We start from the raw sequence: 25166 nt of genomic DNA on the forward strand, positions 1-25166 counted from the left end.
GGTTCTCGTAATGTTCCGTTAACTTCGCGTAACGCCCAGGAGGGACGACATGCAATTTATGAGTGGGGGCCATTCAAGCAGGTTCAATCTGGCGAGAAAGGCGGCGTTCCCCGATTTCGGCGGACGTCTCGTCCGGTGCGCAACGACCATCAAGGCCAAGACGGGCAGGGATGTCGCCTGGACGGCGCAAGTGGCGTTGACTCAGGAGATCATCGCGCAGGCCTTCAACATTCCGGTGGGCGAGCTCCGGGCGGCCACGCGGCGCAAGGCGCGGGTGGCACTGGCACGGCAGATCGCGATGTATCTGGTGCATATCGCCTTTGGTCTCAACCTTTCGGAGGTCGGACTTCACTTCGGACGGGACCGGACCACGGCAGCGCATGCCTGCCGGCAAATGGAAGACCGGCGCGACGACCGGGACTTCGATCTTCTGCTCGACCGGCTTGAAAGGGCAGTCCGCGCCATGCCGGTCACGGAGCGCATGCAATGATGGCCGCGGCAAAGAGGCCCGGCCCGATGGTTGCCGAACGGGAAATCGAGCGCGAAGTGCGGCGGGTCTTTCCCCGGTTGAGCGAGGACGACGCCTATGTCGCGCCGATGCGAGACGGGGGCTTTGGTGTTTTCGTCGCGCGCAACAGCTGGCGCGCGCCGGTTGCGCGGATCGAAGTGCACGCATGGAAAGCCATTGAGCAGCGCGACTTTGTGGAGCTCGCGGGCGAGGCGCGGTGGCGTCCGAGTTCGGCGGGGATCGCCTATTGGCGACGCCTCGGGGCGAGCGCCGATCCCTTCCGCGCGCAGCACCAGCTTGGGACGCTGAAGCAGGTCGGCGATGCGACGGTCGAAGTCAATGACGGAGAGTCTCCGCTCGGATGGCTCCGGCGGCGAAAGGGCGCCGATGGAAAGCCGCTCGTTTCGGCCACGCAATTCGAGGCGGGCGAACGGCTGCGTCGCGACTTCACGCTTGCCTGCATGACGCCGCGCCTGACCACGGATTGGTCGGCCGCGATGACGGCGGATGGCGGAGGACGCAGGCTTCGCGATCCTTCCGATGTAACCGACAGGGCGCTTGCCGCGCGCGAGCGGCTTGCTCGTGCGCTTGATGCGGTCGGGCCGAAGCTCTCCGATCTGGCTCTCGCCGTCTGCTGCCATCTGCATGGGCTCGAAAGCGCGGAACAGCATTTCGGCTGGCCGCGGCGATCGGGCAAGATCGTGCTGCAGATCGCGCTCGACCGGCTTGCGGCTCATTACGGGCTGGAGGAACGGGACGAAGAGAAGGGGCGTCAGCCGTGAGCGGCGGCGGATGCCGTGCGGGCGTCGCGCTGGATGCGGCCGACCATGGAATAGAGCCCGTTCGAGCGCTGCGGGCTCAGGTGCTCATTGAGGCCGAGCTTTGCCATGATGTCCTTCGCATCGACGGCGAGGATCTCGGCGGGCGTCCTGCCGGAATACATGCGCAGGAGAATGGCGATCAGTCCACGGACGATATGGGCGTCGCTGTCGCCGCGGAAGACCAGATGCGTGCCATCTGCTTCCATGCGAGGTTCGGTGACGAGCCAGACTTGGCTCACGCAGCCCTGCACCTTGTTTTCGGGCGAATGTTCCTCGGCGCTCAGCGGTTCGAGCTCGCGGCCGAGTTCGATGACATAGCGGTAGCGTTCTTCCCAATCGTCGAGGAAGGAGAAATCTGCGATCAGGTCGTCGATGCTCATGCCACTTCGCCATTCCGGGCCCCGGTTCCGGCGGATACCGGGCGCGCGCCTTCAAATTCCGCTCAGGACATAGCGACGATGGCGGGGATGCACAAGCTTTGCGACCCGATGGGCCCCTCTAATGGGAACGCCGCCCGGCGGGTAGGCATACCGTACCGGGCGGCGTTCAGCCGACCGGAAGCTCAGGACAAAGCTTCCGGAGGGCCGTCCTCAAACACCCGCGAGATTTGCCGGGGGAATGGTGCGGGGTGCAGATGGGGCGCCGGCCGCATCTGCCGGGGCGTTTTCCTGCTCCTCATGGGCTTTTTCGGTGAGCCACAGGAAAAGCTTGCTGCCGTAATAGGCCGTTTGATGGGCGACGTGGGCGACGACGGCGTGGCTGCGCTCGCAGACATCGGCATTGCGGCTGCAGAAGCCCATCATGTCCTGCGCCGAGCGTGCGGCGAGCGTCAGCATTTCACCGGCGTCGATGTCGGGCTTCGCTGCGGTCGCGGAGCCTCCTTCGGCATAGGCGGCGGCGCTGAGGCCGTCAGTGCCGGGCTTGCGCGACGCGCTGTCATAACCCGCCGCAGGCAGGAGGAAGGCAAGCACGGTCAGCCAGAAGGCGGCTCTGAGAATGAACGACATATCGGCAGTTCCTTTCGCGTCTCGCTCGCGAAATTAGCCCCGATCTACTTCGTGCCCGTTAAGTCGATACATAAAATGCGACGATAATTCGAAGATGATCTGGATTTATTCCAGTATGGTTGAAAAGACGATGATCCTTTTGCTTGGTATTTATTCTAATTTATCTCGAATACGCCGAAAATTAGAGGCGCATTCGATTCAATGTCGAAGCTGATTTGATTAAAATTGTTCCTGTTTCCACGCGCCGCCAGCGCCCGGATTGCGCGCCAAGGAAAAAGCCCCGCGGAGCGATCCGCGGGGCTTTTGTCTCAAGGCGTTTCCGCTTGTCAGTGGACCGCAGGCATCGACGAGGCCCAGCAGGCGCGGACGTCTTCGACGCCGTGGGTGCCGGTGCACCACGCCTCTTCCGAGGGGAAGTGGGCGGCGGCAATGCACTGGTTGAGGTTGAGGCGTGCCCAGTTCAGGCAGGTCGACGTATCGTCGCGCGCCGAGGCGCTGCTGACAGGAGCGGAGAGGATCTGACGCGCGCCCAGGGCGAGGATCCTGGTCATCACTGTGGGCGTTGCGGCCTGCGCCTCGCCGATCGGGGCGAAGGAGCGGGCCAGCGAAGCGAGGCGCGTGGTCATGGAGGGCGCGGCGATGGATTGGGCCGGGGCTTGCGCATATTGGGCGGGCGAAAGCGGCTCGTTCATACCCCACTTCTGGCGCTGGAACTGCTGCGCCACGTCGAGGAAGCGCTTGCGCAGCGCGGCCAGGCGCTGGTTCTCGGCGCTGACGGAAGCGATCACGTCGGCCTGAGCGGCGCTGGCGCCCGGAATGCTCAGCACATAGTCAGGGTTGTCGAGGGCGGCGAGTACGCGCGCCTCGCCATTCCTGCCGACTTCGCTGCGCACGCCGTCGGCGAAGGCCTTGTTCTGGGCGGCGGTCATCGCGCGAACCGCGTACCAGCCGGCGGCCATCGTTTCGGGCTGGGCGAAACGCAGATCCTTCAGTACACGCCGCACTTCCTTGGGCGTGTTGAGCTTGCTCTTTTCGGCCCCCGCGACGGCGTCGCCATATTTCAGATAGACGCCCGCGAGCTGGCGGATCGGCACGCTGTAGCTGAAGCGTTCGAGCCCGGCGGTGGGCGAAATGGACGCGACCTTGAATTCACGGTGGCGCGGTGACGGCAGCGGAATGGGAATGCCCGAACTCGCGATATTTTCGACCGCTGGGTTCACGGCGGCGTAGGTCGGCTTCGCAACCGGTGCGGCCGCGGCAGCCTGAACGGGCGCAGCCTGTTTGCTTGCATTCTCCGCCGAGCCGCCCTCGATGATCGTGCAACCGGCGATCATCGAGCCCAGCATGAGCGAACTCGCGCCAATGGCCACGCCACGCTTCAGACGCATGAACGCAACCCGGTTATTTAAACCCAACATGCAAATCCCCTTTGAGAGCGAGTCCGTTTTCTGCTTTTCGGCGTCTACCTGCCTGACGCACCGTCCGGCAAACTCTTCGACTGTCCGGTTTCGGTGCGGCGCCCGACGTGTTAACGGATTGGCAGGGATTCTAATGCGCGTCGCCTGCTTCGGCAAAGCGGAAAGATTGCCAAGGCCCGGCGGCTTGATCGCCGAGGCGAAATGCATCGCAGATGCAGGGATGGAATATGGAAAGTGCGCCGCGGCTCAAGGCGGAAATCTGGGTGAAAGCGCTGATCCGGCGCTGCGAAGTCGCTGGCGCGCAGGCCATGGTCGTACGCCGTGGGGACGCGCAATCGGGCGTCGTGCTCGTCAAGGTAAACAGGCTCGACCGTTCCGCTTCGGTTTATTCGCCCGCCCGCGCGGGCGACGGCTCACTGATCTGGATGGTGGGCACGGGGCCGGAACCCGTGCCCGAACCAGAGGCCGACGCCTATATCGAGAGACAGCGCAAGTTCGATCCCGACCTCTGGGTCGTGGAAATCGAGGATCGCGCCGGGCGGCATTTCCTGCAGGAGCCCGTGGCCTGACCGTCAGGGCCGCATGAACATGAAGTCTTCGTCCGGGTCGAGATGCTCGGCGGCTTCCAGCAATTCGGCGCGGATATCTTCCGGGCTTCGCGTTTCGCGCCAGACGCGAAGAACGCCTTCGAAGAAGATGCGGGCGACGGCGTCGGTGGAAAGCTGCTTTTCGCGGGCTTCGGCGATGGCGGCTTCGAAATGCGGCTCTGCGATATCGCGTGCGGTTGTCATGGGTCTTGGCTTCTCATAGTGAATGTCGAATGGGTCGAGAATGCCCGGGGATGGCGCCGGAGGCCAGCCTGTCACGATGTCGCGCTTCGAGGCCCTCAGGCGGGTGACATTCCGGCGGGTGACAGGGCGGGCCCCTTCGAGTAGGTTCCGCCCCGCAGAGTGGAACGACGCTTTGAGCGGAACTGGAGACCATCTTGAGCACGATCGCGGACGAGGTCCAGAAGCGGCGGACCTTCGCCATCATCTCCCATCCTGACGCCGGCAAGACGACGCTGACGGAAAACCTGCTCCTCATGGGCGGCGCGATCCATCTCGCCGGTCAGGTGAAGGCGCGTGGCGACTCGCGACGGGCGCGCTCGGACTGGATGAAGATCGAGCAGGAACGCGGCATTTCGGTTTCGTCGGCGGTCATGACCTTCGCCTATGAGGGCATCACCTGCAATCTGCTCGACACGCCGGGCCATGAAGACTTCTCGGAAGACACCTACCGCACGCTGACGGCGGCGGACTCGGCGATCATGGTCATCGACGCGGCGAAGGGCATCGAAGCGCAGACGCTGAAGCTCTTCGAGGTCTGCCGGTTGCGCGACGTGCCGATCATCACCTTCATCAACAAGATCGACCGCGAAGGCGTGAGCCCCTTCGAGTTGATGGACGAGATCGCGACGAAGCTCGCTCTCGACACAGCGCCGATGATGTGGCCGGCGGGCATGGGCGGGTTGCTGAGGGGCGTCTTCGACCCGGAGCGCGACCGCTTCATTCCCTATGACCGCATGAGCGAGGGCAAGGAGGCGACGAGCCTTTCGGGCAATGAGATCGCCAATTACATGAGCGCGGATGAACTCGCGGCCTTCCGCGAGGAAATGGAACTCGCGCGCGAAGGCTCGCCCGCCTTCGATCTCGAGGCCTATCGCGCCGGCCATCTCACGCCGGTCTATTTCGGCAGCGCGCTCAGGAAGCTCGGCGTGCGCGAGCTTCTGAACGCCGTCGTGCAATTCGCGCCGACGCCGCGTCCGCAGCCCTCGTCGGCGCGGCTCGTGCAGCCGACCGAGCCCAAGGTTGCGGGCTTTGTCTTCAAGGTGCAGGCGAACATGGACGCGAACCATCGCGACCGCATCGCCTTCATGCGGCTGTGCTCGGGCAAGTTCAAGCGCGGCATGCGGCTCAAGGTCTCGGGCTCAGGCAAGACCATCGGCATTCACAATCCGACGCTCTTCTTCGCGCAGGATCGCGAACTCGTCGATGAGGCCTATGCGGGCGACATCATCGGCATCCCGAACCACGGCACGATCCGGGTCGGCGACACGCTGACGGAAGCGGAAGACCTGACCTTCACCGGCATTCCGAACTTCGCGCCGGAAATCCTGCAGCGCGTGCGCCTCGACGATCCGATGAAGGCGAAGCACATGCGCCGCGCGCTGGAAAGCCTCGCGGAAGAGGGCGTGACGCAGGTCTTCAAGCCGCAACTCGGCGCGAACTGGATCGTCGGTGTCGTCGGACGCCTCCAGCTCGAAGTGCTGGCGGCCCGCATCGAGACCGAATACGAGATCAAGGTGAGCTTCGAAGCCTCACCCTTCGAGACGGCGCGATGGGTGACGGCGGAAGACCCGGCGGAACTCAAGCGTTTCGTCGATGCGCATCGCGGCAACATGGCCGACGACCGCGACGGCGCGCCGGTGTTCCTTGCCAAGAGCAATTGGGAACTCGGATATACGGCCGAGAAATGGCCGCATGTCCGCTTCTCCGCCACGCGCGAGCGCGCGCCGGTGGCCGCCTAGTTTCAGCCCTTCGCGCTTGCGACGGCCTTGTCGACGGCGACCTTCAGCGTCTCCGCGATGCGGTCGAGCTCGCCGTCCTCCACGGTGAAGGCGGGGCCGACGCAGATGATGTCGCGGATCGCGCCCGTGCCGCCGCCATAGAAGAAGACGCCTTCCTTCAGGCCGGCGGCGACGACGCGGCCCGTGATGCCCGCTTCGACGGGGAAGCGTTCCAGTGTTTCGCGGTCCTTCACGATTTCGATGGCGCGGAAGAGGCCGCGTCCGCGAATTTCGGCGATGTTCGGATGCTGGCCGAGCGCCGCCTGGAGGCGGGCGCCGAGCTCGTCGCCCTTTGTCGCGGAACGCGCGACGAGATCTTCGCGCTCCATGATTTCGAGCACCTTGTCGGCGGTGGCGCAGGCGCCGGGATGCGCGCCATAGGTATAGAACATCAGCGCTTCGCCCTTCGCGGCAAGCGGTGCGACGACGGCATCGGTCGCGAAGACGCCGACGATGGGCGCGTAGCCGCCCGCCAGACCCTTGCCCGCGAACATGATGTCGGGTTCGAGGCCGTAATGTTCGGCGGCGAAGCGCTTGCCGGTGCGGCCATAGCCGACCATGACTTCGTCGGAGACGATCAGGATGCCGTGGCGGCGACATATCTCCTGCACCATCGGCCAGTAGCGCGGGCCGGGCTCGATGGCGCCGCCGGAAGAACCGTTGAGCGGTTCGCCGACAAAGGCGGCGATGGTGTCCGGCCCTTCGCGGAGGATCGTTTCTTCGAGCGCTTTTGCCGCGGCGATGTCGAAATCAGGATGATTGCGGCCGAGCGGCGAGCGCAGCGCATAGGGCGTCGGCACATGGAGCACATGCGGCATGACGCTTTCAAAGCCCGCCTTGCGCGCGACATGGCCACCGACGGCGAGCGTCAGCGCGGTGGTGCCGTGATAGGAAATCTCGCGGCCGATGATCTTGACGCGCTTCGTCTCGCCCTTGGCCTGAAAATGCTGGATCGCGAGCTTGATCGCCGCGTCGCCCGCTTCGGAGCCGCCACTTGCGAGCCAGACGCGGGTCAGGTGCGGCGGCAGCCAGGCGCGGCGCAGGCGCTCGACAAGGCGCAGCCGCTCCGGCGTCGAGAAGGGCGGCACGGCGTAGGACATGGAAACCATGGCCGCCGCGCAGGCATCTGCGACTTCCTTCCGTCCATGACCCACATTCGAAACGATGGCGCCGCCGGAGGCGTCCAGGATCGATCCGCCATTGCGGAGGTAGAGCGTGCGTCCCTCGGCATGGGAAAGGTCGATGGAAACGCGGGCGGGCACGAAGGGCCAGAGATTGTCTTGCATCGGCGGTCCTGAGTCGGAGGGCATAAGGCCGCGCATTATGCCTCAGCGCGCGTTGCGCTTCCATGTCGGCTCCTGTCGGGAGTAGAGTGCGCTCATCCCGGAGGTCAATCTTGAAAGTTGTCGTTATTGGTGCCGGCATCGTCGGCGTCACCACAGCCTATGAATTCGCCGAGCGCGGCCATCAGGTGACCCTTATCGACCGGCGCGAAGGGGCGGGCCTTGAAACGAGCTATGCGAATGGCGGCCAGCTTGGCGCCGGCGAAGTCGCGCCATGGGCGGGGCCGGAGGTGCCGTGGCTCGCGCTCAAATGGATGGGCCGGCCCGACGGGCCGTTCAGGTTGCGACTGAAGGCCGATCCTGAACAGTGGATATGGCTCCTGCGTTTTCTCATGCGCTGCCGTGCCTCGGCACGGGCGGAGCGGGTTCTGCCCAATCTCGGCCTCGCGCTGCTGACGCAGTCGCGGCTCGACGAGATCACGACGAAGCTCGCCGCCGAAGGCGCGCCGATTGCATTCGACGAGCGGCGCGACGGCATCATGCAAATTTTCCACTATGAGCATTCGCTGAAGGAAGCGGCGAAGGGCGCCGAGGTGATGCGCCGCGCGGGGCTCGAACAGCGCGTGCTGAGGGTGGATGAATGCGTTGAGGTGGAGCCGGCTCTCGCATCTGCCGCACAGCGCGGCGAGATTGTCGGCGGCCTATACTGCGCGAGCGACAGAAGCGGCGACGCGCATGCCTTCACGCGCGAGCTGGCGGCGCGGGCCGAGCGGTTGGGCGTGCGCTTTATCACGAGCGCAGAGGTCGAACGCTTCGAAACGCAAGGCGATCTCATCACCGGCGTCAGGACGAATGGATGGCTGTTTGGCGGCGACGCCATTATTCTGGCCGCGGGCGTCGGCTCGGCGGCGCTCGCGCGGCAGCTGGGGCTGCGGATTCCCGTCTATCCGCTGAAAGGCTATTCGGTGACGGTGCCCGCGGGCGAGGGCGTCGCACCGAAAGTCAGCCTCACCGACGAGGCGCGCAAGATCGTGGTGAGCCGCTTCGGAGACCGCGTGCGCGTGGCGGGCACGGCGGAAGTGGCGGGCTATGACACGACGCTCGAAATGCCCCGCGCGAAGTCGGTGCTCGACGGACTTCTGAGCCTGCTGCCGCAACTTTCGACGGGGGCGGACGAGGCCCAGTTCTGGACAGGCCTGCGCCCGATGAGTTCGGACGGAAGCCCATTAATTGGGCAGGCGGGGCGCTACCGAAATCTATATCTGAACACCGGCCACGGGTCGCTTGGCTGGACTCTGGGGGCCGGCAGCGCGGCCGCGCTCGCAGATGCGGTCTGTGGCACAAAGCCCCGGATCGATCTAACTCCTTTCAGTATAAAGAGATTTTCCTTCATCTGACGTTGCACGAACCAGCATGCCTGCGTTTTTGTGCGGTGCACAAAAACCGCTTGACGGGCAATTGTGGACAATTTAATTTTTGTGCAACGCACAAATTCGATGAGGATTTGTGCAGATGCTTCCACAGGGTCGCATCCATGCAATGAGGAGAATGGACGATGACGGAAACGACCGCGGCTCCCAAAGCCAAGAAGACCACGAAGTCGAAGCCCAAGGCCGCATCGGCGAAAGCCGCTCCGAAAGCTGCCGCTGCCAAGAAGAAGACCCCGATCGAAGTTGCGTCGGGCATCATCAGCGAACTGACCCGTACCAATTTCGAAGAAACCGTCGAGACGGCCAAGGCCGTGATGAAGTCCGGCGACATCAAGGCCGCTGTCGAACTTCAGAACGAGTTTCTCCGCGCCGTCTTCAAGCGCAACCTCGACGCCGCCCGCGAGATCAACGAGATCACCGTGTCGGCCGTGCGCGAAGCCGTTGCCCCCTATGCCGAAAAGGTCAACGACGCTTTCGATAAGCTCCGCGCCGCGTAATTCGCGCGGAACGATCGTTTCCCTTCAGTAGTCCTGTTGCGTAAAGGCCCGGCGCTCGAAAGAGCGCCGGGCTTAGTTTTTGGCGGCCCGGTTTGACCATCGCGCTTTACCGGCGGCTAACCGATCAAGCCTAGAGTTTCCGGTTCATGGATTGGGCCGGGGCGAAATGGACGGATTCAGACGATCGGCGAAGTGGAAGGGTTCGGGCCTCATGGCGCTGATGGCGCTCATGCTCGCCGCCTGCGCCCAGAAGGCCGATTTCGGCCGCGAGGCGCCAAGCGCCTATGACCGCCTGGGGGAAAAGACGCTCGCCTATCTGGGCGAGGGGAGCGACGTGGCATTGCCGCTCACATCCGCCGAACGCGACCTGCGCACCATGTCGTCCGATTTCTCGACGGGCGGCTCCGCGCCGCGCAAGGGCGCCGTGACCGCCATGACCGACTGGATCGAGGCGCAGGTGACGACACCGCCGCCCGCGAGCCTCGCCTATTACGAGGCGTTGGTCGACAGGCATCGTGCGAGCCCCGTTTCCCTCGTCAACGCGCTGGGCGACGACATCGCCGGCGACAATGCGCGGATGGACATGATTTCGCCGGTCTGCGACGAGGTGATCGCGGAGGATCGTTCGCGGACGGATGATCTTCTCGGCGGCGCGGAGGCGCGCGCCATCACCGATTATGAGGGGGCTGGCGCCTTTGCCAGGGTGCGGGTGCGCATCGGCGAAAACGACGCCATCATTGACAGGACGGTGAACGCGCTGGCGTCGCGGCTCGTCGGCTATCGCGTCGCGCTGGCCCATGCGCGGCTGGACGCGCCGGTCGGAGACCGGCTCGTCGCCGTCGATGAGGCCTTGTCGGAGATGGAAAGGCGCCTCGCAATCCTGTCCGAAGGCGCCATGCGCCATGCGGCCATTGCGGACGCGCTCAAGGCGAAGCCCGAGGGCTAGCTCGCCTTGCGTGCCTGCGCGGCGAGACGCTGGCGGAGAGACATCACGGGTTCCGCACCATCGGTCGACGGCTGATAGGGATGCGTGAAGGTGCCGATCGATTCAGCGAAGATTTCCGGCGTGATCTCGTCGCGCACTTCGAGCGCGTCGAAGCCGCAACGGACCAGGAAATAGAACTGGTCGCGCAGCACTGCGCCGACCGCCCGCACTTCGCCCTTGTAGTCATAGCGCTCGCGCAGGAGACGCGCATAGGAAAAGGCGCGGCCGTTGCGATAGACCGGGAACTCCAGCGCGACGAGCGCGAGGCGGTCGAGATGTTCGGCAATGAGGCTCGGCTCTTCGCCGCTCTTCAACTGCACGCCGACGGGCGTCCCGCGGGAAAGGAGCAGGTTCTGCTCCTTCTGCCAGCGTTGCAGGCTGACGATGACCGCGCCTTCCGGCAGCGCCTCGTCATCGGCGACATGCTTCCATTCGTCCGCGACGAATTTGCCATTCTTAATGAGCTGCATAGAGCTTCTCCTTGAAGGGCTGGACACCGACGCGGCGATAGGTGTCGAGGAAGATTTCGCCGTCCTTGCGGAGGTCGAGATAGGTTTTGACGATGGTGTCGACGGCATCGACGATTTCGGCTTCGGTGAAGGCCGGGCCGACGATGTCGCCAACGGCGGCGGTCTCATCCGCCGCGCCGCCAATCGTCACCTGGTAATATTCGACGCCCTTCTTGTCGACGCCGAGAATGCCGATATGGCCGACATGATGATGGCCGCAGGCATTGATGCAGCCAGAGGTGTTGATGTGCAGCCGCCCAATCTCGTGCTGCAGCTTCAGGTCGGCGAAACGCTCGGAAATGCGCTCCGCGACTGAAATCGAACGCGCATTGGCGAGGTTGCAATAGTCGAGGCCGGGGCAGGCGATCTGGTCGGTGATGAGGCCGACATTCGCCGTCGCGAGATCGGCGGCGGAAAGCGCCTGCCAAACCGCATAGAGATCCTTCTTGCGGACATGGGCGAGGCAGAGGTTCTGCTCATGCGCGACGCGGATTTCCGAGAAGGCATATTTCTCGGCGATGTCGGCGACGGCATCCATCTGGTCGGAGGTCGCGTCTCCCGGCGGCTTGCCGATGGGCTTCAGCGACACATTGACGATGGCGTAGCCCGGAACGCGATGCGCGGTGACGTTCGCCTTCACCCAATCGGCGAAGGCCGGTTCGCGGGCGATGGCCGCATCGAGTTCGGGCGTCGCGTCGGGAAGCGTTTCGAAGGCGGGTGCCGCGAAATAGGCTTTGATGCGCTCGACTTCCGCGTCGGGAAGCTGAAGGGCGCCGCGCGCCTTTACGGCGGCGAATTCTTCCTCGACGAGCCTCTTCATTTCCTCGGTGCCGATCTCATGCACGAGGATCTTGATGCGCGCCTTGTAGGCATTGTCGCGGCGGCCCTGCATGTTGTAGACGCGCAGCGTCGCTTCGAGATAGGCGAGCAGGTCTTCGCGGCGAATGAAATCGCCGATCTTCTTGCCGATGATGGGCGTGCGGCCGAGACCGCCGCCGACCCAGACTTCATAGCCGATCTCGCCGGCGGCGTTCTTCAGGATCTGGATGCCGATGTCGTGCACCTTGATCGCGGCGCGGTCGTTCTTCGTCGCGCAGACGGCGATCTTGAACTTGCGCGGCAGGAACGAGAATTCCGGGTGGAAGGTCGACCACTGGCGGATGATCTCGCTGATGATGCGCGGATCTTCGACTTCATCCGACGCCGCGCCCGCATAATGATCCGAGGTCACATTGCGGATGCAATTGCCGGAGGTCTGGATGCAATGCATTTCGACCGAGGCGAGCTCGTCGAGAAGAGCTGGAATGTCCTTCAGCGCGGGCCAGTTCAGCTGGAGGTTCTGGCGCGTCGTGAAGTGGCCATAGCCCTTGTCATATTTGCGCGCGATGTCGGCGAGCTTGTGCAGCTGGCGCGAGGACAGCGTGCCATAGGGCACGGCGATGCGGAGCATATAGGCGTGAAGCTGCAGATAGACGCCGTTCATCAGGCGCAGCGGCTTGAACTCGTCTTCCGACAACTCGCCCGAAAGACGGCGCGCGACCTGACCGCGAAACTGCTCGACGCGTTCCGTCACCAGACGGTGGTCGAATTCATCATACCGATACATGTGTTCTTCCTTGCGTTCTTACTCGTGAACGCCTGCGAGTTCCGCCTGCTTGCCGAGGTCGCGGCGTACCGTCGGGCCGGCCTGGCGGATGGTTTCGCGCACGCTCGATGCGCGGATGCCGTTGTCGGTCTTTTCGACTTCAAAGAGATAGACGTCGAGCACCAGATTGCCGGGCTCGAAGAACTGCTGGCCACGGGCGAGGAGCGCTTCGCCGGCTTCCTTGCCCTCGGCAACTTCGGCGTCCTGCAGCGATTCCGACCAGCCGTTTTCGGCGGTCAGATAGACGACAACGCCGTCCGCGAGGCGGTTGGCGGTTACGGCCTGAAACTGGGCGCCTTTGCGCGTGTGCTGGGCCAAAGGGGCCTCCCTGATGACTGAAAACGCCGCCATGGCGTAGCGGCGTCGGGCTTTTTACGACCGCGCCGAGTTGCCGGTAACATGGGGTTTTTCACAAAGCGCGTCAACCGTGGTGTAGATAATAATAATCCACAGTTGCATATTGTTTAATTGTGTTCGGGCAAAGCGGTTCGGGGTTCAGCGCTCCCGCCGGATCGCGCTTTCGTGCCAGCGCTTTAGCAGAGAATGCTCAACCCAGGCGAGGCCGAAGAAGATGGTGATGCCGAGCAGGGAGAGCAGCAGCAGGGCGGCGAACATCTTCGGGATGTCGAGCCGGTTGCCTGCCTCCACGATGCGCCAGGCAAGGCCCGTCGAGGTGCCGGAGCCTGCGGCAAATTCGGCGACCACGGTGCCGATGAGGGCGAGGCCGCCCGAGATCTTCATGCCCGCGAGCATGTAGGGCGTCGCCGAGGGGAGCTGCAATTCGGTCAGGACCTGCCAGCGCGTCGCGCCATAAAGGCGGAAGAGGTCGCGCAGATTATGGTCGGCGGAGAGCAGGCCGAGCGTCGTGTTCGAAAGGATCGGGAAAAAGGCGACGATCCAGGCGAGGATCAGAAGCGCCAATTGTGTCCGGTCGAAGCCGACCCAGATCAGGATCAGTGGCGCGATGGCGATGACCGGCGTGACCTGCAGGATGACAGCATAAGGAAAGAGCGCCATTTCGATGGCGCGGCTCTGCGAGAAGAGGATCGCGAGTCCGACGCCGCCGACGCAGGCGAGGAAGAAGGCCACAATGGTGATGCGCAGCGTGATCCAGAGCGAGCCCATCAGCGAACCGAAATTCTCGATCAGGCTTTGGGCGATGCGCGTGGGCGCCGGGAGCAGGAATTCGCGGACGCCGAAATAGCGCACCGAACCTTCCCAAAGAAGCAGAAAGGCGATGCCGACTGCAATCGGCACGACGATGCGGAGGAGGCGGGAGCTTTCGTTCATCCCTTCGCTCCCTCTCTCAAGGCTGCGGAGATCTTCGCGCATTGGCCGACGAATGCTGCCGACTCGCGGAAGGCGCGGCCGCGCGGCGAGGGCGCTTCGATGGCGATGTCCCGGAGGATGCGGCCCGGCCGCGCGCCCATGACGAGCACGCGTTCAGAGAGATAGACGCTTTCATAGACGCTGTGCGTCACGAAAATGACGGTCCATCTCTGGCTTGCCCAGAGTTCGAGAAGATCGTCATCGAGCTTTTCGCGCGTGAATTCATCGAGAGCGGCGAAGGGCTCGTCCATCAGCAGCACGGGCGGCTCGGTGACGAGGGCGCGGGCGATGGAGACGCGCATCTTCATGCCGCCCGAAAGCTCACGCGGGAAACTCTGCGCGAAATCGGAAAGGCCGACGCGGGCCAGCGCCTCCATGATGCGCGGTTCGGCGTCCTTCTTCGCGATGCCCTTCAGCTTCAGTGGGAGGTAGATATTGTCGATGACGCGCGCCCAGGGCATCAGCGTCGCGTCCTGAAAGACGAAGCCGATATCCGTCGGCCGTTTGCCGCCTGCCGCAGGCCATGCGATGGCGCCCGCGCTCGGTTCGATCAATCCGGCGATCATGCGCAGCAGCGTGGACTTGCCGCAGCCGGAGGGGCCGACCAGCGAAACGAAGGAGCCGCGCTCGATCTTCGCATCGACGTCCGTGAGCGCGAGCGTGCCGCTGCCATAGGTCTTGGCGACGCCGGAAAGCTCGATGAGAGGCGCCTCGCTCACTTGCCCGTCAGCTCTTTCTTGAGGTCGAGGCCGACGCCCTTGTTCACGAAGTCGAGCGTATAGGCATTGTGGACGTTGAGGCCCTTCGCAAAGACGCCGGCGGCAGACATGCTGCTATAGAAATCCGACCAGCGCGCATCGGACATTGCGCCGATGCCCTTTTCCGCGGTCTCGCCGGAGTCGACGATGCCGTGCTCCTTTATCGTCGCGATGGCATGGGCAATGAGATCGTCGGTCATCTCCGCATTGTCTTTTTTGATGAGCGCATTGGCGGGCGAGGGATCGCCATAAAGATAATCGACCCAGCCCTTGATCGAGGCATCGACGAATTTCTGCACGATCTCCGGATGTTCGGCGATCAGCTTGTCATTCGCCATGATGAAGGCCGCGTAGCCCGGATAGCCGTAATCGGAAAGCAGGAAGACCTGCGGCTTGAACTTGCCTTCCTTTTCGACCGTGTAAGGCTCGGAGGAAAGATAGCCCTCCTGGATCGCCTTTTCATCGGTCAGGAAGGGCGCAAGATTGAATGTGTATTTGCGGATCTGGTCGTCGGTGAAACCGAACTTCGCGCGGAGCCACGGCCAGAAGGACGAGATCGTCGCGTCGGCGACCATGATGGGCTTGCCCTTCATGTCGGCGACGGACTTCACATCGTCGCGCGGATGGGTGATGAGGACCTGCGGGTCCTTCTGGAAGATCGCGGCGACTGCCTTCGAGCCGGCATTGGCGGCGACGACGTTCAGCGGAATGAAGCTGTTCGAGCCGATGCCGAACTGGACCGTGTCGGTGGCGAGAAGCTGCGGCACGTTCACGCCGGGGCCGCCCTGCTGGATCACGACGTCGAGACCCGCATCCTTGTAATAGCCCTTGGCGAGCGCCTGATAGAAGCCGCCATGCTCGGCCTGCGCCTTCCAGTCGGTGGCGAAGACGATATGCGCCGGGCCTTCGACCTTCGCGCCGGGCTTCAGCGCGAAAAATGCGACCAGAACCAGAATGGCGGCGGCAATGCCGCCGATGAGCAGATTGCGATTCATGAAGGAGCCCCCCCGAGGACGCGGCTGTTCCGATGGGGGCGGATGGTACCAGCGCCGCGAGGCGACGGCTACTGTGGGTGGACGCGGCCGCACCATCAAATGTCACCCCGGCTCTAGGCGGGGTCCAGGAGCGGCTTGCTCGGAGTGTGTGGCCCCTGGGTCCCGGGACAAGCCCGGGATGACCGAAAGGCTTTTGAAGAGAGCATGTTGCGGTGGCGGGAATCAGCTTCCCGACAGCGCCTCGCGCTTCAGCTCCAGTTCGAGCCAGGTTTCCTCAGCCTGCGCCAGTTCGGCGCGGAGCGCATCGTGGCGCGTGGTCTTGGAGGCGAAGGCCTTGGGGTCGCGCGAATAGAGATCCGGGTCGGCGAGTTCGGATTCGAGCTTCGCGATTTCGGCCTGAAGCTTCGGCATTTTCGAACCGAGTTCTTCGAGGAGGCGGTTTTCCTTGTAGCTCAGCTTTGTCGCGACACGCGCGGCGGCGGGAGCAGCCTCGGCGGACGTGGCCTTCGCGGCCTGCTTCGCGGGCGCCTGCTCGCGCTTCCGGTTCAGCCAGTCGGAATAGCCGCCGGGATATTCCTCCACCTCGCCGGTGCCGTCGACGACGATCACCGAGGCGACGACGCGATCGAGGAAGTCGCGGTCATGGCTGACGAGGAGCACGGTGCCTTCGTAGTCCGTGAGCATTTCCTGCAGGAGATCGAGCGTCTCCATGTCGAGATCGTTGGTCGGCTCGTCGAGGACGAGAAGGTTCGAGGGTTTGGCGAGCGCGCGGGCAAGCAGCAGGCGGCATTGCTCACCGCCCGACAGGGCCTTCACCGGCTGGCGGGCCTGACTCTCGCGGAAGAGAAAGTCCTTCAGATAGGAGACCACGTGGCGCGGCTGGCCGCGCACCATGACCTGATCGCCGCCGCCCTCGCAGAGCGTTTGCCAGAGCGTCGCTTCGGGATCGAGGCTGCCGCGCGACTGGTCGACGATGATCGGCGTCAAATTCGTACCCAGACGAATTTTCCCGCTATCGGGCGGCAGCGTGCCCATCAGCATTTTCAGCAGAGTCGTCTTGCCCGCGCCGTTCGGCCCGATGACGCCGATCTTGTCGCCGCGGACGATGCGGGTCGAAAAATCGCGAACGATGACGCGGTCGCCGAAGCTCTTGGAAATATGCTCGGCTTCGATGACGAGCGTGCCGGAGGATTGGCCCGTTTCGACGGCGAGAGCCGCCTTGCCCGTGCGCGCGATGCTTTGCGCGCGCTCCTGCCTCAGCGAATAGAGACGGCGGAGGCGGCCCTGATTGCGCTTGCGCCGCGCGCTGATGCCTTCGCGCGACCATTGCGTTTCCTGCAGGATCAGCCGGTCGAGCTTATGGGCGACGACTTCCTCCTCGGCGAGGATCTGTTCCGACCATTCCTCAAATTGCGCGAAGCCCTTGTCGAGGCGGCGGATGGTGCCGCGATCGACCCAGAGGCAGTTGGTGGCGAGACGCTTCAGGAAGGCGCGGTCATGGCTGATGAGGATATAAGCGCCGCGGAACTGCGAGAGGCGTTCCTCAAGCCATTCGATGGAAGGAAGGTCGAGATGGTTCGTCGGCTCGTCGAGCAGGAGAATATCGGGCTCGTCGGCAAGCACGCGGGCAAGCGCCGCCTTGCGACCTTCGCCGCCGGAAAGTGTCGTGGTCGGCTTGGTGGGGTCGAGGCCCAACTCGTGGAGAACGGCTTCGGCTTCATGAGGCTCGGCGCCGCCGGCCGTCGCATAGTCGAGAACGGTGGCCGCGCCGCCGAAATCGGGCATCTGGGCGAGATAGGCGACCCGCGTGCCGGGCTGGAGGAAGCGCTCGCCGCCATCTGGTTCGACAAGGCCCGCCGCCACCTTCAGCAGCGTCGATTTGCCCGCGCCATTGCGGCCGACGAGGCAAAGCCGGTCGCCGGGGCCGATGGCAAAGCCCGCGCCGTCGATCAGGACCTGATCGGCGAAGGCAATGCGGATGTCGCGAAGGGCAAGAAGGGGCGGGGCCAAGGTTCAATGTCCGGTGATATATGGGCACCGGCTATATGGCGCATCGGGGCGGGCGAGGCAATGGCTGCGGTTGGGCCGGCCATCAGGCCGCAATCGGGATCGGCTCCGGCTTCGCGCCACGGCCGATGAAAAGCACCATGAGCGAGGCGACGATGCAGAGCGAGCCCGCCAGCGTGAAGGCGAGGAAATAGTCGCCAAGATCGACGCGGATGATGCCCGCGATCCATGCCGCGGAGGCGGCGCCGATCTGATGCATTGCGCTGATCCAGCCGAAATAGATGCCGACATTGTCCTCGCCGAAGCTCTTCGTTGCGAGCTTCACCGTGGGCGGCACGGTGGCGATCCAGTCGAGGCCGTAAAAGACCGCGAACAGCGAAAGCCCATAGAAGGTGAAGTCGAAGGCATAGGGCAGATATAGAAGTGAGAGGCCCCTGAGCCCGTAATACCAGAAGAGGAGCTTTCGCGCGTCGAAGCGGTCGGAAAGCCAGCCGGAGCCCGTGGTGCCAAAGAAATCGAGAATGCCCATGGTGGCGAGGAGGCCGGCTGCCGCGACTTCCGGGATGCCGTGGTCGAGGCAGGCCGGTATCAGATGTGTGCCGATGAGGCCGTTCGTCGAAACCCCGCAGATAAAGAAGCTGCCGCCGAGAAGCCAGAAATCCCGCGACCTGAACCCTGCGGCCAGCGCGGCGAGTGCGCGGCGGAAGGGATTGCCGGTGAAATTTTCGGGCAAGGGGTCGCCGGGCTCGGCGCCAAAGGGCAGGAGACCCACATCCGAGGGCTTGTCGCGCAGGAAAAACCAGACGGGAAGGATCATTGCCGCTGCAATACAGGCCAGCGTGATCGATACGCTGCGCCAGCCTTCGCTCTCCGTGAGCTTTGCAAAGAGCGGCAGGAAGACGAGCTGGCCCGTCGCCGTGCTTGCGGTGAGCACACCCATGACCAGGCCGCGCCGGGCGGTGAACCAGCGCGTTGCGATCATGCTCGCCATGACGAGGGCGATGAAGCCCGTGCCGCTGCCGACGACGACGCCCCAGAGCAGGACGAGTTGCCATGTTTCGGTCATCAAAGTGGTGAGAGCGACGCCCGCCGCGATGACGGCAAGCGCGCCCATGACGGTGCGGCGGATGCCGAAGCGATCCATGATCGCGGCCGCGAAGGGCCCGAGCATGCCATAGAGAAAGATGCCGACGGCGACGGCGGAAGAGATCGTCGCGCGGGACCAGCCAAATTCCTTTTCGAGCGGAACGATGAGGATGCTGGGCGCGGAGCGCGTGCCCGCGCCGACGAGCATGGTCACGAAAACCACGGCGACGACGATCCAGGCATAATGCAGGCGAGGGCGCGCGGGCATGGGACGATCCGTGAGAATGGCGGCTTCGTCCGATTTGATAGCTCGGGGCGCGGAAGTCAATCGCGCGATGGCGCCTCAGCGCGGCTTGCCGCCACCAAGCGGGAGCGCCGAGCCGCCGCTGCGGGAGCCTGAGCCCCAGCCGCCGCTCGTTTCCTCGGCGTGGGGAGCAGCGACTGGCGGGGCCGCACGAAAAAGACCGGCAAGCTGGGAAAGGAAGCCGCCGCCCGAGCCTTCATTGCCGGCGATGACGAAATCGCCTTCTGCGCCCGGGAGCGGAGAGGGCGGCACGCCGGTCTGCGAGGCCGCCATGTAATTGTGCCAGGCGAGCGCCGCGAAGTTGCCGCCGGAGACATTCTTCATGGGCGAGTTGTCGTCATTGCCGAACCAGACGCCCGCGATCTCGTTGCTGGTATAGCCGATGAACCAGGCGTCGCGATTATCCTGGCTCGTTCCCGTCTTGCCGGCCGCAAGGCGATCGGACAAGGCGGCGCGCTGCCCCGTTCCCTCGGTCACGACATGGGCGAGCATATAGGTCATCTCGCGGGCATGGGCCTCGTCGGTTGCCTGCGTTGTCTCTGATTGATGCGTATAGAGAATATTTCCGTCCGCGCTTGCGACCTCGACGATGCCATAGGGTGTGAAGTGGCGGCCGCCATCGGCAAAAGTGGAATAGGCGGAGGTGAGTTCGAGAAGCGTCACTTCGGAACTGCCGAGCGCGATGGAGAGATTGTCCTGAATGGGCGATGAGATGCCGAGACGGCGGGCGGCATTGGCGATGGAGGAGACGCCGACGCGTTCCGCGAGCTTCACGGCGACGGAATTGATGGAGCGGGCAAGCGCCTGTGTCAGCGTGACAGTGCCCATGTAGCGGCCATTGGTGTTCTGCGGTTCCCAATCGCCGAGCGCGACGGGCGTGTCTTCCATCTCGTCAAAAGGTGTGAAACCCCGTTCCAGTGCGGCGAGATAGACGATCGGTTTGAAGGCGGAGCCCGGCTGGCGCAGGGCCTGCGTCGCGCGGTTGTACTGGCTTTGCAGATAGGAGCGCCCGCCGACAAGCGCGAGGACGGCGCCGTCGGGCGCGAGCGCGATGAAGGCGCCCTGGCCGACATCGCGCTTCATGCCGCCATTCCTGAAAGCTGCGCGCATGGCTTCCTCGGCGGCGGTTTGCCGCTTCGGATCGAGCGTCGTTTTGACGGTGAGGCGTCCATGTGCATCGGGGAGGCGACTGCGGACCTCGGCGACGACCCAGTCGACGAAATATTGCGGCCCGTCGCGCTTGTCGCGTTCGGCGACCTGCGCCGGATGGGCGCGCGCGCCCGCGACTTCCTGCGCGGTAAGGTCGCCATTGTCGACCATGCGGTCCAGCACCTGACTGGCGCGGGCCTGGGCGAGGGCGAGATCGCTGGTCGGCGCGAAGCGCGAAGGCGCCTTGGGAAGGCCTGCGAGAACGGCGGCTTCGGCAAGCGAGACATCCCGCACGCTCTTGCCGAAGTAATAATGCGCGGCGGCGTCGACGCCGTAATTGCCTGCGCCCATGTAAACGCGGTTGAGATAGAGGGCGAGTATTTCGTCCTTGGACATGCGGCCTTCAAGCCAGAGGGCGATCAGCGCCTCCTGCGCCTTCCGCCAGAGCGTGCGGTCGGAATCGAGATAGAGGTTCTTCGCAAGCTGCTGGGTGATGGTCGAGCCGCCCTCGACGAAGCCGCCGGAGCGGAGATTGACCCATGTGGCGCGGGCGATGCCGCGCAAGTCTATGCCCCAATGGGAATAGAAGCGGCGGTCTTCCGTCGCGAGGAATGCCCTGATGAGATAGGGCGGGAGTTCGGCGAGGGGCACCGCGGGGGCGGTCGTTCCGCCTCTGCTGCCGATCTCCCGGCCGTCGGCGTCGAGCACCGTGACCGCGAGCGCGGCGGTGGGGCCGAGTTCCGTCTCGCGCTGTACTTTGGAGATGGTGACAAAGACGAGGAGCGCGGCAAGAACCGCGCCGGCGCTGAACGCGAATGCCGCGGCGCGGGTGGCGAGCCATAGCATTCGGCGGCGCGCTTCGGCCCCGGCGTTGGCCTCTTCGTCATATCGTTCGTCGTTTCGATCCGGCAACCTGGAGGCCCCCTTGGCGCGTCCGGGCGAGCGATGCGCCGCCCGGAACCGCAGCGGGGCGCAGGATTCCGCCTCATTGCGCCGGGATTAGGGCAGGATTGGGATGCGGCCTGCCGCAATTGTGTCGCAGGTCGGGTCGGAAGGCTTGACCGCGAGGGCTGGGCGGGTTTTTGTGCGCGGATGAAACGAAAGACCGACCTCGAACCCTTCTGGAAGCGCAAGACGCTCGAAGAGATGACCCGCAAGGAGTGGGAATCGCTCTGCGACGGCTGCGCGAAATGCTGCCTTGTCAAACTCGAGGACGAGGACACGCTGGAGATTTCCTTCACCAGCTCCGTCTGCAAGCTGCTCGACTGCGACACATGCCGCTGCAAGGACTATCCCAACCGCTCGAAGCTTGTGCCGGACTGCGTACAGCTGACGCCGGAAGTCATCTACGAGGTGAGCTGGATGCCGCCATCTTGCGCCTACCGGCTGATCGCGGAGGGCAAGGACCTGCCGAGCTGGCACCCGCTCGTCTCCGGCGAGACGGAAAGCGTCCATCGCGCGGGCATGTCGGTGCGCGGCAAGGTGATCTCCGAGGAAGAAGTCGATTTCGACGACATCTGCGATTACATCGTCGACTGGCCGAAGCTGATCGCGGATTGAGAGATTCGTCCGCGCGGGGATAAGTCACCGGCGAAAAAGATTTGTCGGCGGATGATAATCTGGGCCTTGACGAGCGCGCCGCTCTGAACCATCTGTTTGTCCATATCCGGAACTGTGTCCAACAGGGTACGCGTCGCCCGATACGGAAAATTCGTCAACTGATGATATTTTCCTCTTGAAGAGCGTAACGCTCGAAACCATCTGATTGGTCATATCGGAAACTCTGCCCGAAGCCCTCCCCGCAAAGGAGGGCTTTTTTATTGGTCGATGCCCATGGCGACGAAGGCGAAACGCAAGGAGCCCGACTGGGCAAGGATACGCGCTGCTTATGAAGATCCTTCGGTGCCGCTTTCTGGAACGGCGAAGGCGGCAGGCGTCAACGCCCAGACGCTGATCGCGCGGGCGCGGCGGGAAGGCTGGCGGGCGCGGACGGCGCCGCCGAAACCGCCGGGGCCTTCGGCGGAGCTGACTGGCGCGGCGATGAAGCCTTCGAGCCTCGCGACGCGGCTCAAGCGGCTCATCGCGCGGGAGATCGAGGCGATCGAGGGTGAGAGCACGAAGAAGCGCGAGGCGAGCGAGAAAGAGCGCGACGCGCGGCGGCTTTCCTCGCTGGTGCGCTCGCTCGAAAAGCTGAAGGACATGAAGTCCGGCAAGGAAAAGACGGACAAGAAGAAGGATGAGGACGGCGATGCGCTCAGAACCGAGCTTCAGCGCCGCCTCGCTCGGCTCGCTGCCGCCGCGATTGAGAGCGATGTTTCTGGAGACGCTCAGTCCGTCTGAAACGGAATGGCTGATGGAGCATTGGCCCTTCTGGGCGCGGGACGATCAGGTTGCGCCCGAGGGTATGTGGACGACATGGCTGGTGCTTGGCGGGCGCGGCGCTGGAAAGACGCGCTCGGGCGCGGAATGGGTGCGCGGCGAAGTCGAAGGTGCCCGCGCGGGCCGTATCGCGCTGATCGGCGAGACATTCGGCGATGTGCGCGAGGTAATGATCGACGGGCCTTCGGGGCTTCGCGCCATTGGGCTGCGCGGAGGTCGGCCGCGCTACGAGGCCTCGCGCAGGCGGTTGCTCTGGCCCAACGGCGCGGTGGCGCAGGCATTTTCGGCGACGGAGCCTGAAAGCCTTCGCGGGCCGCAATTCGATGCGGCCTGGGCCGACGAGCTGGCGAAATGGCGCTATGCCGAAGAGACATGGGACATGTTGCAATTCGGGCTGCGGCTTGGCGAGCGACCGCGACAGGTCGTGACGACGACGCCGCGCCCGGTGCCGATCCTGCGGCGGCTTCTGGCGGAGGCGACATGCGCGGTGACGCGGGCATCGACCCATGCCAATCGCGCGAACCTTGCCGACAGTTTCTTCCGCACGGTCATCGCGCGGTATGAGGGCACACGGCTCGGGCGGCAGGAACTCGATGCGGAACTGATCGAGGACAATCCGGACGCGCTGTGGTCGCGCGAGATGATCGAACGGCATCGCGCTGCGACGACGCCGGAGCTTTCACGCGTCGTCGTGGCAGTCGATCCGCCTGCGACGAGCGGCGCGGGCGCCGACGAATGCGGGATCGTGGTCGCGGGCGTCGATGGCGAAGGCCGCGCCCATGTGCTCGACGATCGTTCTATGGGTGGGCTCACGCCGCTTGCCTGGGCGAACCGTGCGGCGAAGGCCTATCGCGATTACGAGGCCGACCGGATCGTCGCGGAGGCGAACCAGGGCGGCGAGATGGTCTCGACCATCATGCGGCAGGTGATGCCCGCGGCGGCGCTGCGGCTGGTGCGGGCGACGCGGGGCAAACGCGTACGAGCCGAGCCGGTGGCGGCGCTTTATGAGCGTGGACTTGTTTCGCATGTGGGCGGCTTCGCCAAGCTTGAAGATCAGATGTGCGACTTCACCGGCAGCGGCAAGAGCCCGGACCGGCTCGATGCGCTCGTCTGGGCGCTGACGGACCTGATGCTCGACGGCGAGGCGGGCAAGCCGAAGGTGCGGCGGCTTTAGGGCTAACAACGCGAATATTGATTGTTATCCCGGCTTGTCCCGGGGTGACACGTCATTTTGGTGAGAGGAAAGAACATGCCATCGGATGTGATCGCAGGGCCGTGGGGCAGGCTCGCCGCCGCGATGCGCGGAAGGCCGCGCGTCGAGCAGAAGGCGAGCAAGGCGGGGCCGCTTGTCGCGCTGACGCTCGCCGGGCGCGCCGTCTGGACGCCGCGCGATTATGCGTCGCTGGCGCGGGAGGGCTTCGAGCGGAACGCCATCGCCTATCGCTGCGTGCGCATGATCGCGGAGGCGGCGGCGAGCGTGCCATGGCTGCTCTACGAGGGGGAGCGGGAGCTGACGGAGCATCCGCTGCTTCGGTTGCTCGAAACGCCGAACCCGATGGAGAGCGGGGCCGATCTTTTTGAGAGCTGGTACGGCTTTCTGGAGGTCGCCGGCAATTCCTATCTGGAGGTTGTGGAACTCGGCGGAGAACCGCGCGAGCTTTATGCGTTGCGGCCGGACCGGATGAAGGTCGTACCGGGACGCGCGGGATGGCCAGAGGCTTACGAATATTCGGTCGATGGACGCGTGGCGGTGTTTCCCTGCGATCCGGCGAGAGGTATCACGCCGATCCTGCACATGAAGCTCTTTCATCCGACGGACGATCACTATGGCATGAGCCCGGTGGAGGCGGCGGCCTTCGCCGTCGATATTCACAATGCGGCGGGGCAGTGGAACAAGGCGCTGCTCGACAATGCGGCGCGGCCCTCCGGCGCGCTGGTCTACAAGGGCGGCGAGGGCGCGCGGAACCTGACCGAGGATCAGTTCGAGCGGCTCAAGCGCGAACTCGCCGAGAATTATCAGGGGGCGGCCAATGCCGGGCGGCCGCTGCTGCTCGAAGGCGGACTAGACTGGACGGCGATGGGCATTACGCCCAAGGACATGGATTTCATCGAGGCCAAACGCGCAGCGGCCCGCGAAATCGCGCTCGCTTTCGGCGTGCCGCCGATGCTGATCGGCATTCCGGGGGACAATACGTTTTCGAATTATCAGGAAGCGAACCGGACCTTCTGGCGGCAGACGGTGCTGCCGCTCGTCTCGCGCACCGCGCGGGCGCTGACGCGATGGCTCGCGCCTCGCTTCGGCGGGGGCTTGCGGCTCAGTTACGACACGGATCAGGTCGAGGCGCTTTCAACCGAGCGCGAGGCGCTGTGGGCGCGCGTCGGCAAGGCGGATTTTCTGACTGAAGACGAGAAGCGGGCGGCGGTGGGCTATGGCAAGAAGTGAGGCTG

Annotated in this window: 25 protein-coding genes; 11 read left to right on the top strand and 14 right to left on the bottom strand. The window is 64.4% G+C overall.

Annotated elements, in window-relative coordinates; genetic code table 11:
- Positions 1–49: 49 nt before the first annotated feature.
- Entirely contained in the window at positions 50–490 is a 441-nt protein-coding gene (locus ABFC66_RS15235; protein WP_346741821.1) for a helix-turn-helix domain-containing protein, read from the top strand.
- Positions 487–1290, top strand: coding sequence for a DUF6456 domain-containing protein (locus tag ABFC66_RS15240; RefSeq protein WP_346741822.1), 804 nt, complete (start codon positions 487–489; stop codon positions 1288–1290). The genes ABFC66_RS15235 and ABFC66_RS15240 overlap by 4 nt, the downstream gene beginning before the upstream one ends.
- On the opposite strand, the gene ABFC66_RS15245 is transcribed toward ABFC66_RS15240, so the two are convergent.
- From ABFC66_RS15245 to ABFC66_RS15255, 3 genes are all read right to left on the bottom strand, one after another.
- Positions 1281–1709, bottom strand: coding sequence for a SufE family protein (locus ABFC66_RS15245; RefSeq protein ID WP_346741823.1), 429 nt, complete (start codon positions 1707–1709; stop codon positions 1281–1283). The genes ABFC66_RS15240 and ABFC66_RS15245 overlap by 10 nt on opposite strands.
- Positions 1710–1919: 210 nt before the next feature.
- Complete coding sequence (locus tag ABFC66_RS15250; RefSeq protein WP_346741824.1) at positions 1920–2336, bottom strand: DUF5330 domain-containing protein; 417 nt, start codon at positions 2334–2336, stop codon at positions 1920–1922.
- 326 nt (positions 2337–2662) lie between these two features.
- The gene (locus ABFC66_RS15255; protein ID WP_346741825.1) at positions 2663–3724 is read right to left on the bottom strand and encodes a hypothetical protein; all 1062 of its coding nucleotides are present in this window, start codon (positions 3722–3724) and stop codon (positions 2663–2665) included.
- 257 nt (positions 3725–3981) lie between these two features.
- Here ABFC66_RS15255 and ABFC66_RS15260 point away from each other — a divergent pair, with 257 nt between their 5' ends.
- Positions 3982–4323 (top strand): DUF1491 family protein, encoded by a 342-nt coding sequence (locus ABFC66_RS15260; RefSeq protein ID WP_346741826.1) that lies wholly within the window; start codon positions 3982–3984, stop codon positions 4321–4323.
- A 3-nt stretch (positions 4324–4326) separates the two neighbouring features.
- Here ABFC66_RS15260 and ABFC66_RS15265 read toward each other — a convergent pair whose 3' ends face one another.
- Positions 4327–4545 (bottom strand): hypothetical protein, encoded by a 219-nt coding sequence (locus ABFC66_RS15265; protein ID WP_346741827.1) that lies wholly within the window; start codon positions 4543–4545, stop codon positions 4327–4329.
- Positions 4546–4739: 194 nt separating this feature from the next.
- On the opposite strand from ABFC66_RS15265, the gene ABFC66_RS15270 reads away from it, so the two are divergent.
- Positions 4740–6323: a peptide chain release factor 3 gene (locus tag ABFC66_RS15270; RefSeq protein ID WP_346741828.1), complete on the top strand. Its 1584-nt coding sequence runs from the start codon at positions 4740–4742 to the stop codon at positions 6321–6323.
- Positions 6324–6325: 2 nt separating this feature from the next.
- Here the strand turns inward: ABFC66_RS15270 and ABFC66_RS15275 are convergent, their stop codons facing one another.
- Complete coding sequence (locus ABFC66_RS15275; protein ID WP_346741829.1) at positions 6326–7648, bottom strand: aminotransferase class III-fold pyridoxal phosphate-dependent enzyme; 1323 nt, start codon at positions 7646–7648, stop codon at positions 6326–6328.
- Between the two features lie 110 nt (positions 7649–7758).
- Here ABFC66_RS15275 and ABFC66_RS15280 point away from each other — a divergent pair, with 110 nt between their 5' ends.
- The 3 genes from ABFC66_RS15280 to ABFC66_RS15290 all read left to right on the top strand — a co-directional run bounded on the left by ABFC66_RS15280 (position 7759) and on the right by ABFC66_RS15290 (position 10518).
- Positions 7759–9042, top strand: coding sequence for a D-amino acid dehydrogenase (locus tag ABFC66_RS15280; RefSeq protein WP_346741830.1), 1284 nt, complete (start codon positions 7759–7761; stop codon positions 9040–9042).
- Positions 9043–9200: 158 nt separating this feature from the next.
- Positions 9201–9572 carry a phasin family protein gene (locus tag ABFC66_RS15285; RefSeq protein ID WP_346741831.1) on the top strand — a complete coding sequence of 124 codons (372 nt, stop codon included), beginning with the start codon at positions 9201–9203 and terminating at the stop codon, positions 9570–9572.
- 166 nt (positions 9573–9738) lie between these two features.
- Complete coding sequence (locus ABFC66_RS15290; protein WP_346741832.1) at positions 9739–10518, top strand: hypothetical protein; 780 nt, start codon at positions 9739–9741, stop codon at positions 10516–10518.
- Here the strand turns inward: ABFC66_RS15290 and ABFC66_RS15295 are convergent.
- From ABFC66_RS15295 to ABFC66_RS15335, 9 genes are all read right to left on the bottom strand, one after another.
- Positions 10515–11027: a DUF934 domain-containing protein gene (locus tag ABFC66_RS15295; RefSeq protein ID WP_346741833.1), complete on the bottom strand. Its 513-nt coding sequence runs from the start codon at positions 11025–11027 to the stop codon at positions 10515–10517. The two genes, ABFC66_RS15290 and ABFC66_RS15295, sit on opposite strands and share 4 nt — an antisense overlap.
- On the bottom strand, positions 11014–12672 hold the full coding sequence (locus tag ABFC66_RS15300; protein WP_346741834.1) for a nitrite/sulfite reductase: 1659 nt from the start codon (positions 12670–12672) through the stop codon (positions 11014–11016). Before ABFC66_RS15300 ends, ABFC66_RS15295 begins: the two co-directional genes overlap by 14 nt.
- Positions 12673–12690: 18 nt before the next feature.
- Complete coding sequence (locus ABFC66_RS15305) at positions 12691–13029, bottom strand: DUF2849 domain-containing protein (RefSeq protein WP_346741835.1); 339 nt, start codon at positions 13027–13029, stop codon at positions 12691–12693.
- A 177-nt stretch (positions 13030–13206) separates the two neighbouring features.
- A complete protein-coding gene (locus ABFC66_RS15310) occupies positions 13207–14001 on the bottom strand; it encodes an ABC transporter permease (protein WP_346741836.1) in 795 nt (264 codons plus the stop codon).
- A complete protein-coding gene (locus ABFC66_RS15315; RefSeq protein ID WP_346741837.1) occupies positions 13998–14759 on the bottom strand; it encodes an ABC transporter ATP-binding protein in 762 nt (253 codons plus the stop codon). The genes ABFC66_RS15310 and ABFC66_RS15315 overlap by 4 nt, the downstream gene beginning before the upstream one ends.
- Complete coding sequence (locus tag ABFC66_RS15320) at positions 14756–15793, bottom strand: ABC transporter substrate-binding protein (protein ID WP_346741838.1); 1038 nt, start codon at positions 15791–15793, stop codon at positions 14756–14758. Before ABFC66_RS15320 ends, ABFC66_RS15315 begins: the two co-directional genes overlap by 4 nt.
- Before the next feature lie 222 nt (positions 15794–16015).
- Positions 16016–17803, bottom strand: a complete 1788-nt coding sequence (locus ABFC66_RS15325; RefSeq protein ID WP_346741839.1) for an ATP-binding cassette domain-containing protein — start codon at positions 17801–17803, stop codon at positions 16016–16018.
- Positions 17804–17885: 82 nt separating this feature from the next.
- A complete protein-coding gene (locus ABFC66_RS15330; RefSeq protein WP_346741840.1) occupies positions 17886–19154 on the bottom strand; it encodes an MFS transporter in 1269 nt (422 codons plus the stop codon).
- A 75-nt stretch (positions 19155–19229) separates the two neighbouring features.
- Complete coding sequence (locus tag ABFC66_RS15335; protein ID WP_346741841.1) at positions 19230–21251, bottom strand: penicillin-binding protein 1A; 2022 nt, start codon at positions 21249–21251, stop codon at positions 19230–19232.
- A 180-nt stretch (positions 21252–21431) separates the two neighbouring features.
- Here ABFC66_RS15335 and ABFC66_RS15340 point away from each other — a divergent pair, with 180 nt between their 5' ends.
- The 4 genes from ABFC66_RS15340 to ABFC66_RS15355 all read left to right on the top strand — a co-directional run bounded on the left by ABFC66_RS15340 (position 21432) and on the right by ABFC66_RS15355 (position 25161).
- Positions 21432–21899 (top strand): YcgN family cysteine cluster protein, encoded by a 468-nt coding sequence (locus ABFC66_RS15340; RefSeq protein WP_346741842.1) that lies wholly within the window; start codon positions 21432–21434, stop codon positions 21897–21899.
- Between the two features lie 273 nt (positions 21900–22172).
- Positions 22173–22679 (top strand): hypothetical protein, encoded by a 507-nt coding sequence (locus ABFC66_RS15345; protein ID WP_346741843.1) that lies wholly within the window; start codon positions 22173–22175, stop codon positions 22677–22679.
- Positions 22588–23892, top strand: a complete 1305-nt coding sequence (locus ABFC66_RS15350; RefSeq protein WP_346741844.1) for a terminase family protein — start codon at positions 22588–22590, stop codon at positions 23890–23892. Before ABFC66_RS15345 ends, ABFC66_RS15350 begins: the two co-directional genes overlap by 92 nt.
- 123 nt (positions 23893–24015) lie before the next feature.
- Positions 24016–25161: a phage portal protein gene (locus tag ABFC66_RS15355; RefSeq protein ID WP_346741848.1), complete on the top strand. Its 1146-nt coding sequence runs from the start codon at positions 24016–24018 to the stop codon at positions 25159–25161.
- Positions 25162–25166 lie beyond the last annotated feature (5 nt).

The sequence above is a fragment of the Parvibaculum sp. genome (assembly GCF_039680535.1).
In the GTDB taxonomy this organism is placed as follows: domain Bacteria; phylum Pseudomonadota; class Alphaproteobacteria; order Parvibaculales; family Parvibaculaceae; genus Parvibaculum.

Bases quoted from the DNA above. Each gene is read 5' to 3' on its own strand.
- ABFC66_RS15235 (WP_346741821.1), top strand. From the start codon at position 50: ATGCAATTTATGAGTGGGGGCCATTCAAGCAGGTTCAATCTGGCGAGA.
- ABFC66_RS15240 (WP_346741822.1), top strand. From the start codon at position 487: ATGATGGCCGCGGCAAAGAGGCCCGGCCCGATGGTTGCCGAACGGGAA.
- ABFC66_RS15245 (WP_346741823.1), bottom strand. From the start codon at position 1,709: ATGAGCATCGACGACCTGATCGCAGATTTCTCCTTCCTCGACGATTGG.
- ABFC66_RS15250 (WP_346741824.1), bottom strand. From the start codon at position 2,336: ATGTCGTTCATTCTCAGAGCCGCCTTCTGGCTGACCGTGCTTGCCTTC.
- ABFC66_RS15255 (WP_346741825.1), bottom strand. From the start codon at position 3,724: ATGCGTCTGAAGCGTGGCGTGGCCATTGGCGCGAGTTCGCTCATGCTG.
- ABFC66_RS15260 (WP_346741826.1), top strand. From the start codon at position 3,982: ATGGAAAGTGCGCCGCGGCTCAAGGCGGAAATCTGGGTGAAAGCGCTG.
- ABFC66_RS15265 (WP_346741827.1), bottom strand. From the start codon at position 4,545: ATGACAACCGCACGCGATATCGCAGAGCCGCATTTCGAAGCCGCCATC.
- ABFC66_RS15275 (WP_346741829.1), bottom strand. From the start codon at position 7,648: ATGCAAGACAATCTCTGGCCCTTCGTGCCCGCCCGCGTTTCCATCGAC.
- ABFC66_RS15285 (WP_346741831.1), top strand. From the start codon at position 9,201: ATGACGGAAACGACCGCGGCTCCCAAAGCCAAGAAGACCACGAAGTCG.
- ABFC66_RS15290 (WP_346741832.1), top strand. From the start codon at position 9,739: ATGGACGGATTCAGACGATCGGCGAAGTGGAAGGGTTCGGGCCTCATG.
- ABFC66_RS15295 (WP_346741833.1), bottom strand. From the start codon at position 11,027: ATGCAGCTCATTAAGAATGGCAAATTCGTCGCGGACGAATGGAAGCAT.
- ABFC66_RS15300 (WP_346741834.1), bottom strand. From the start codon at position 12,672: ATGTATCGGTATGATGAATTCGACCACCGTCTGGTGACGGAACGCGTC.
- ABFC66_RS15310 (WP_346741836.1), bottom strand. From the start codon at position 14,001: ATGAACGAAAGCTCCCGCCTCCTCCGCATCGTCGTGCCGATTGCAGTC.
- ABFC66_RS15320 (WP_346741838.1), bottom strand. From the start codon at position 15,793: ATGAATCGCAATCTGCTCATCGGCGGCATTGCCGCCGCCATTCTGGTT.
- ABFC66_RS15330 (WP_346741840.1), bottom strand. From the start codon at position 19,154: ATGCCCGCGCGCCCTCGCCTGCATTATGCCTGGATCGTCGTCGCCGTG.
- ABFC66_RS15340 (WP_346741842.1), top strand. From the start codon at position 21,432: ATGAAACGAAAGACCGACCTCGAACCCTTCTGGAAGCGCAAGACGCTC.
- ABFC66_RS15345 (WP_346741843.1), top strand. From the start codon at position 22,173: ATGGCGACGAAGGCGAAACGCAAGGAGCCCGACTGGGCAAGGATACGC.
- ABFC66_RS15350 (WP_346741844.1), top strand. From the start codon at position 22,588: ATGCGCTCAGAACCGAGCTTCAGCGCCGCCTCGCTCGGCTCGCTGCCG.
- ABFC66_RS15355 (WP_346741848.1), top strand. From the start codon at position 24,016: ATGCGCGGAAGGCCGCGCGTCGAGCAGAAGGCGAGCAAGGCGGGGCCG.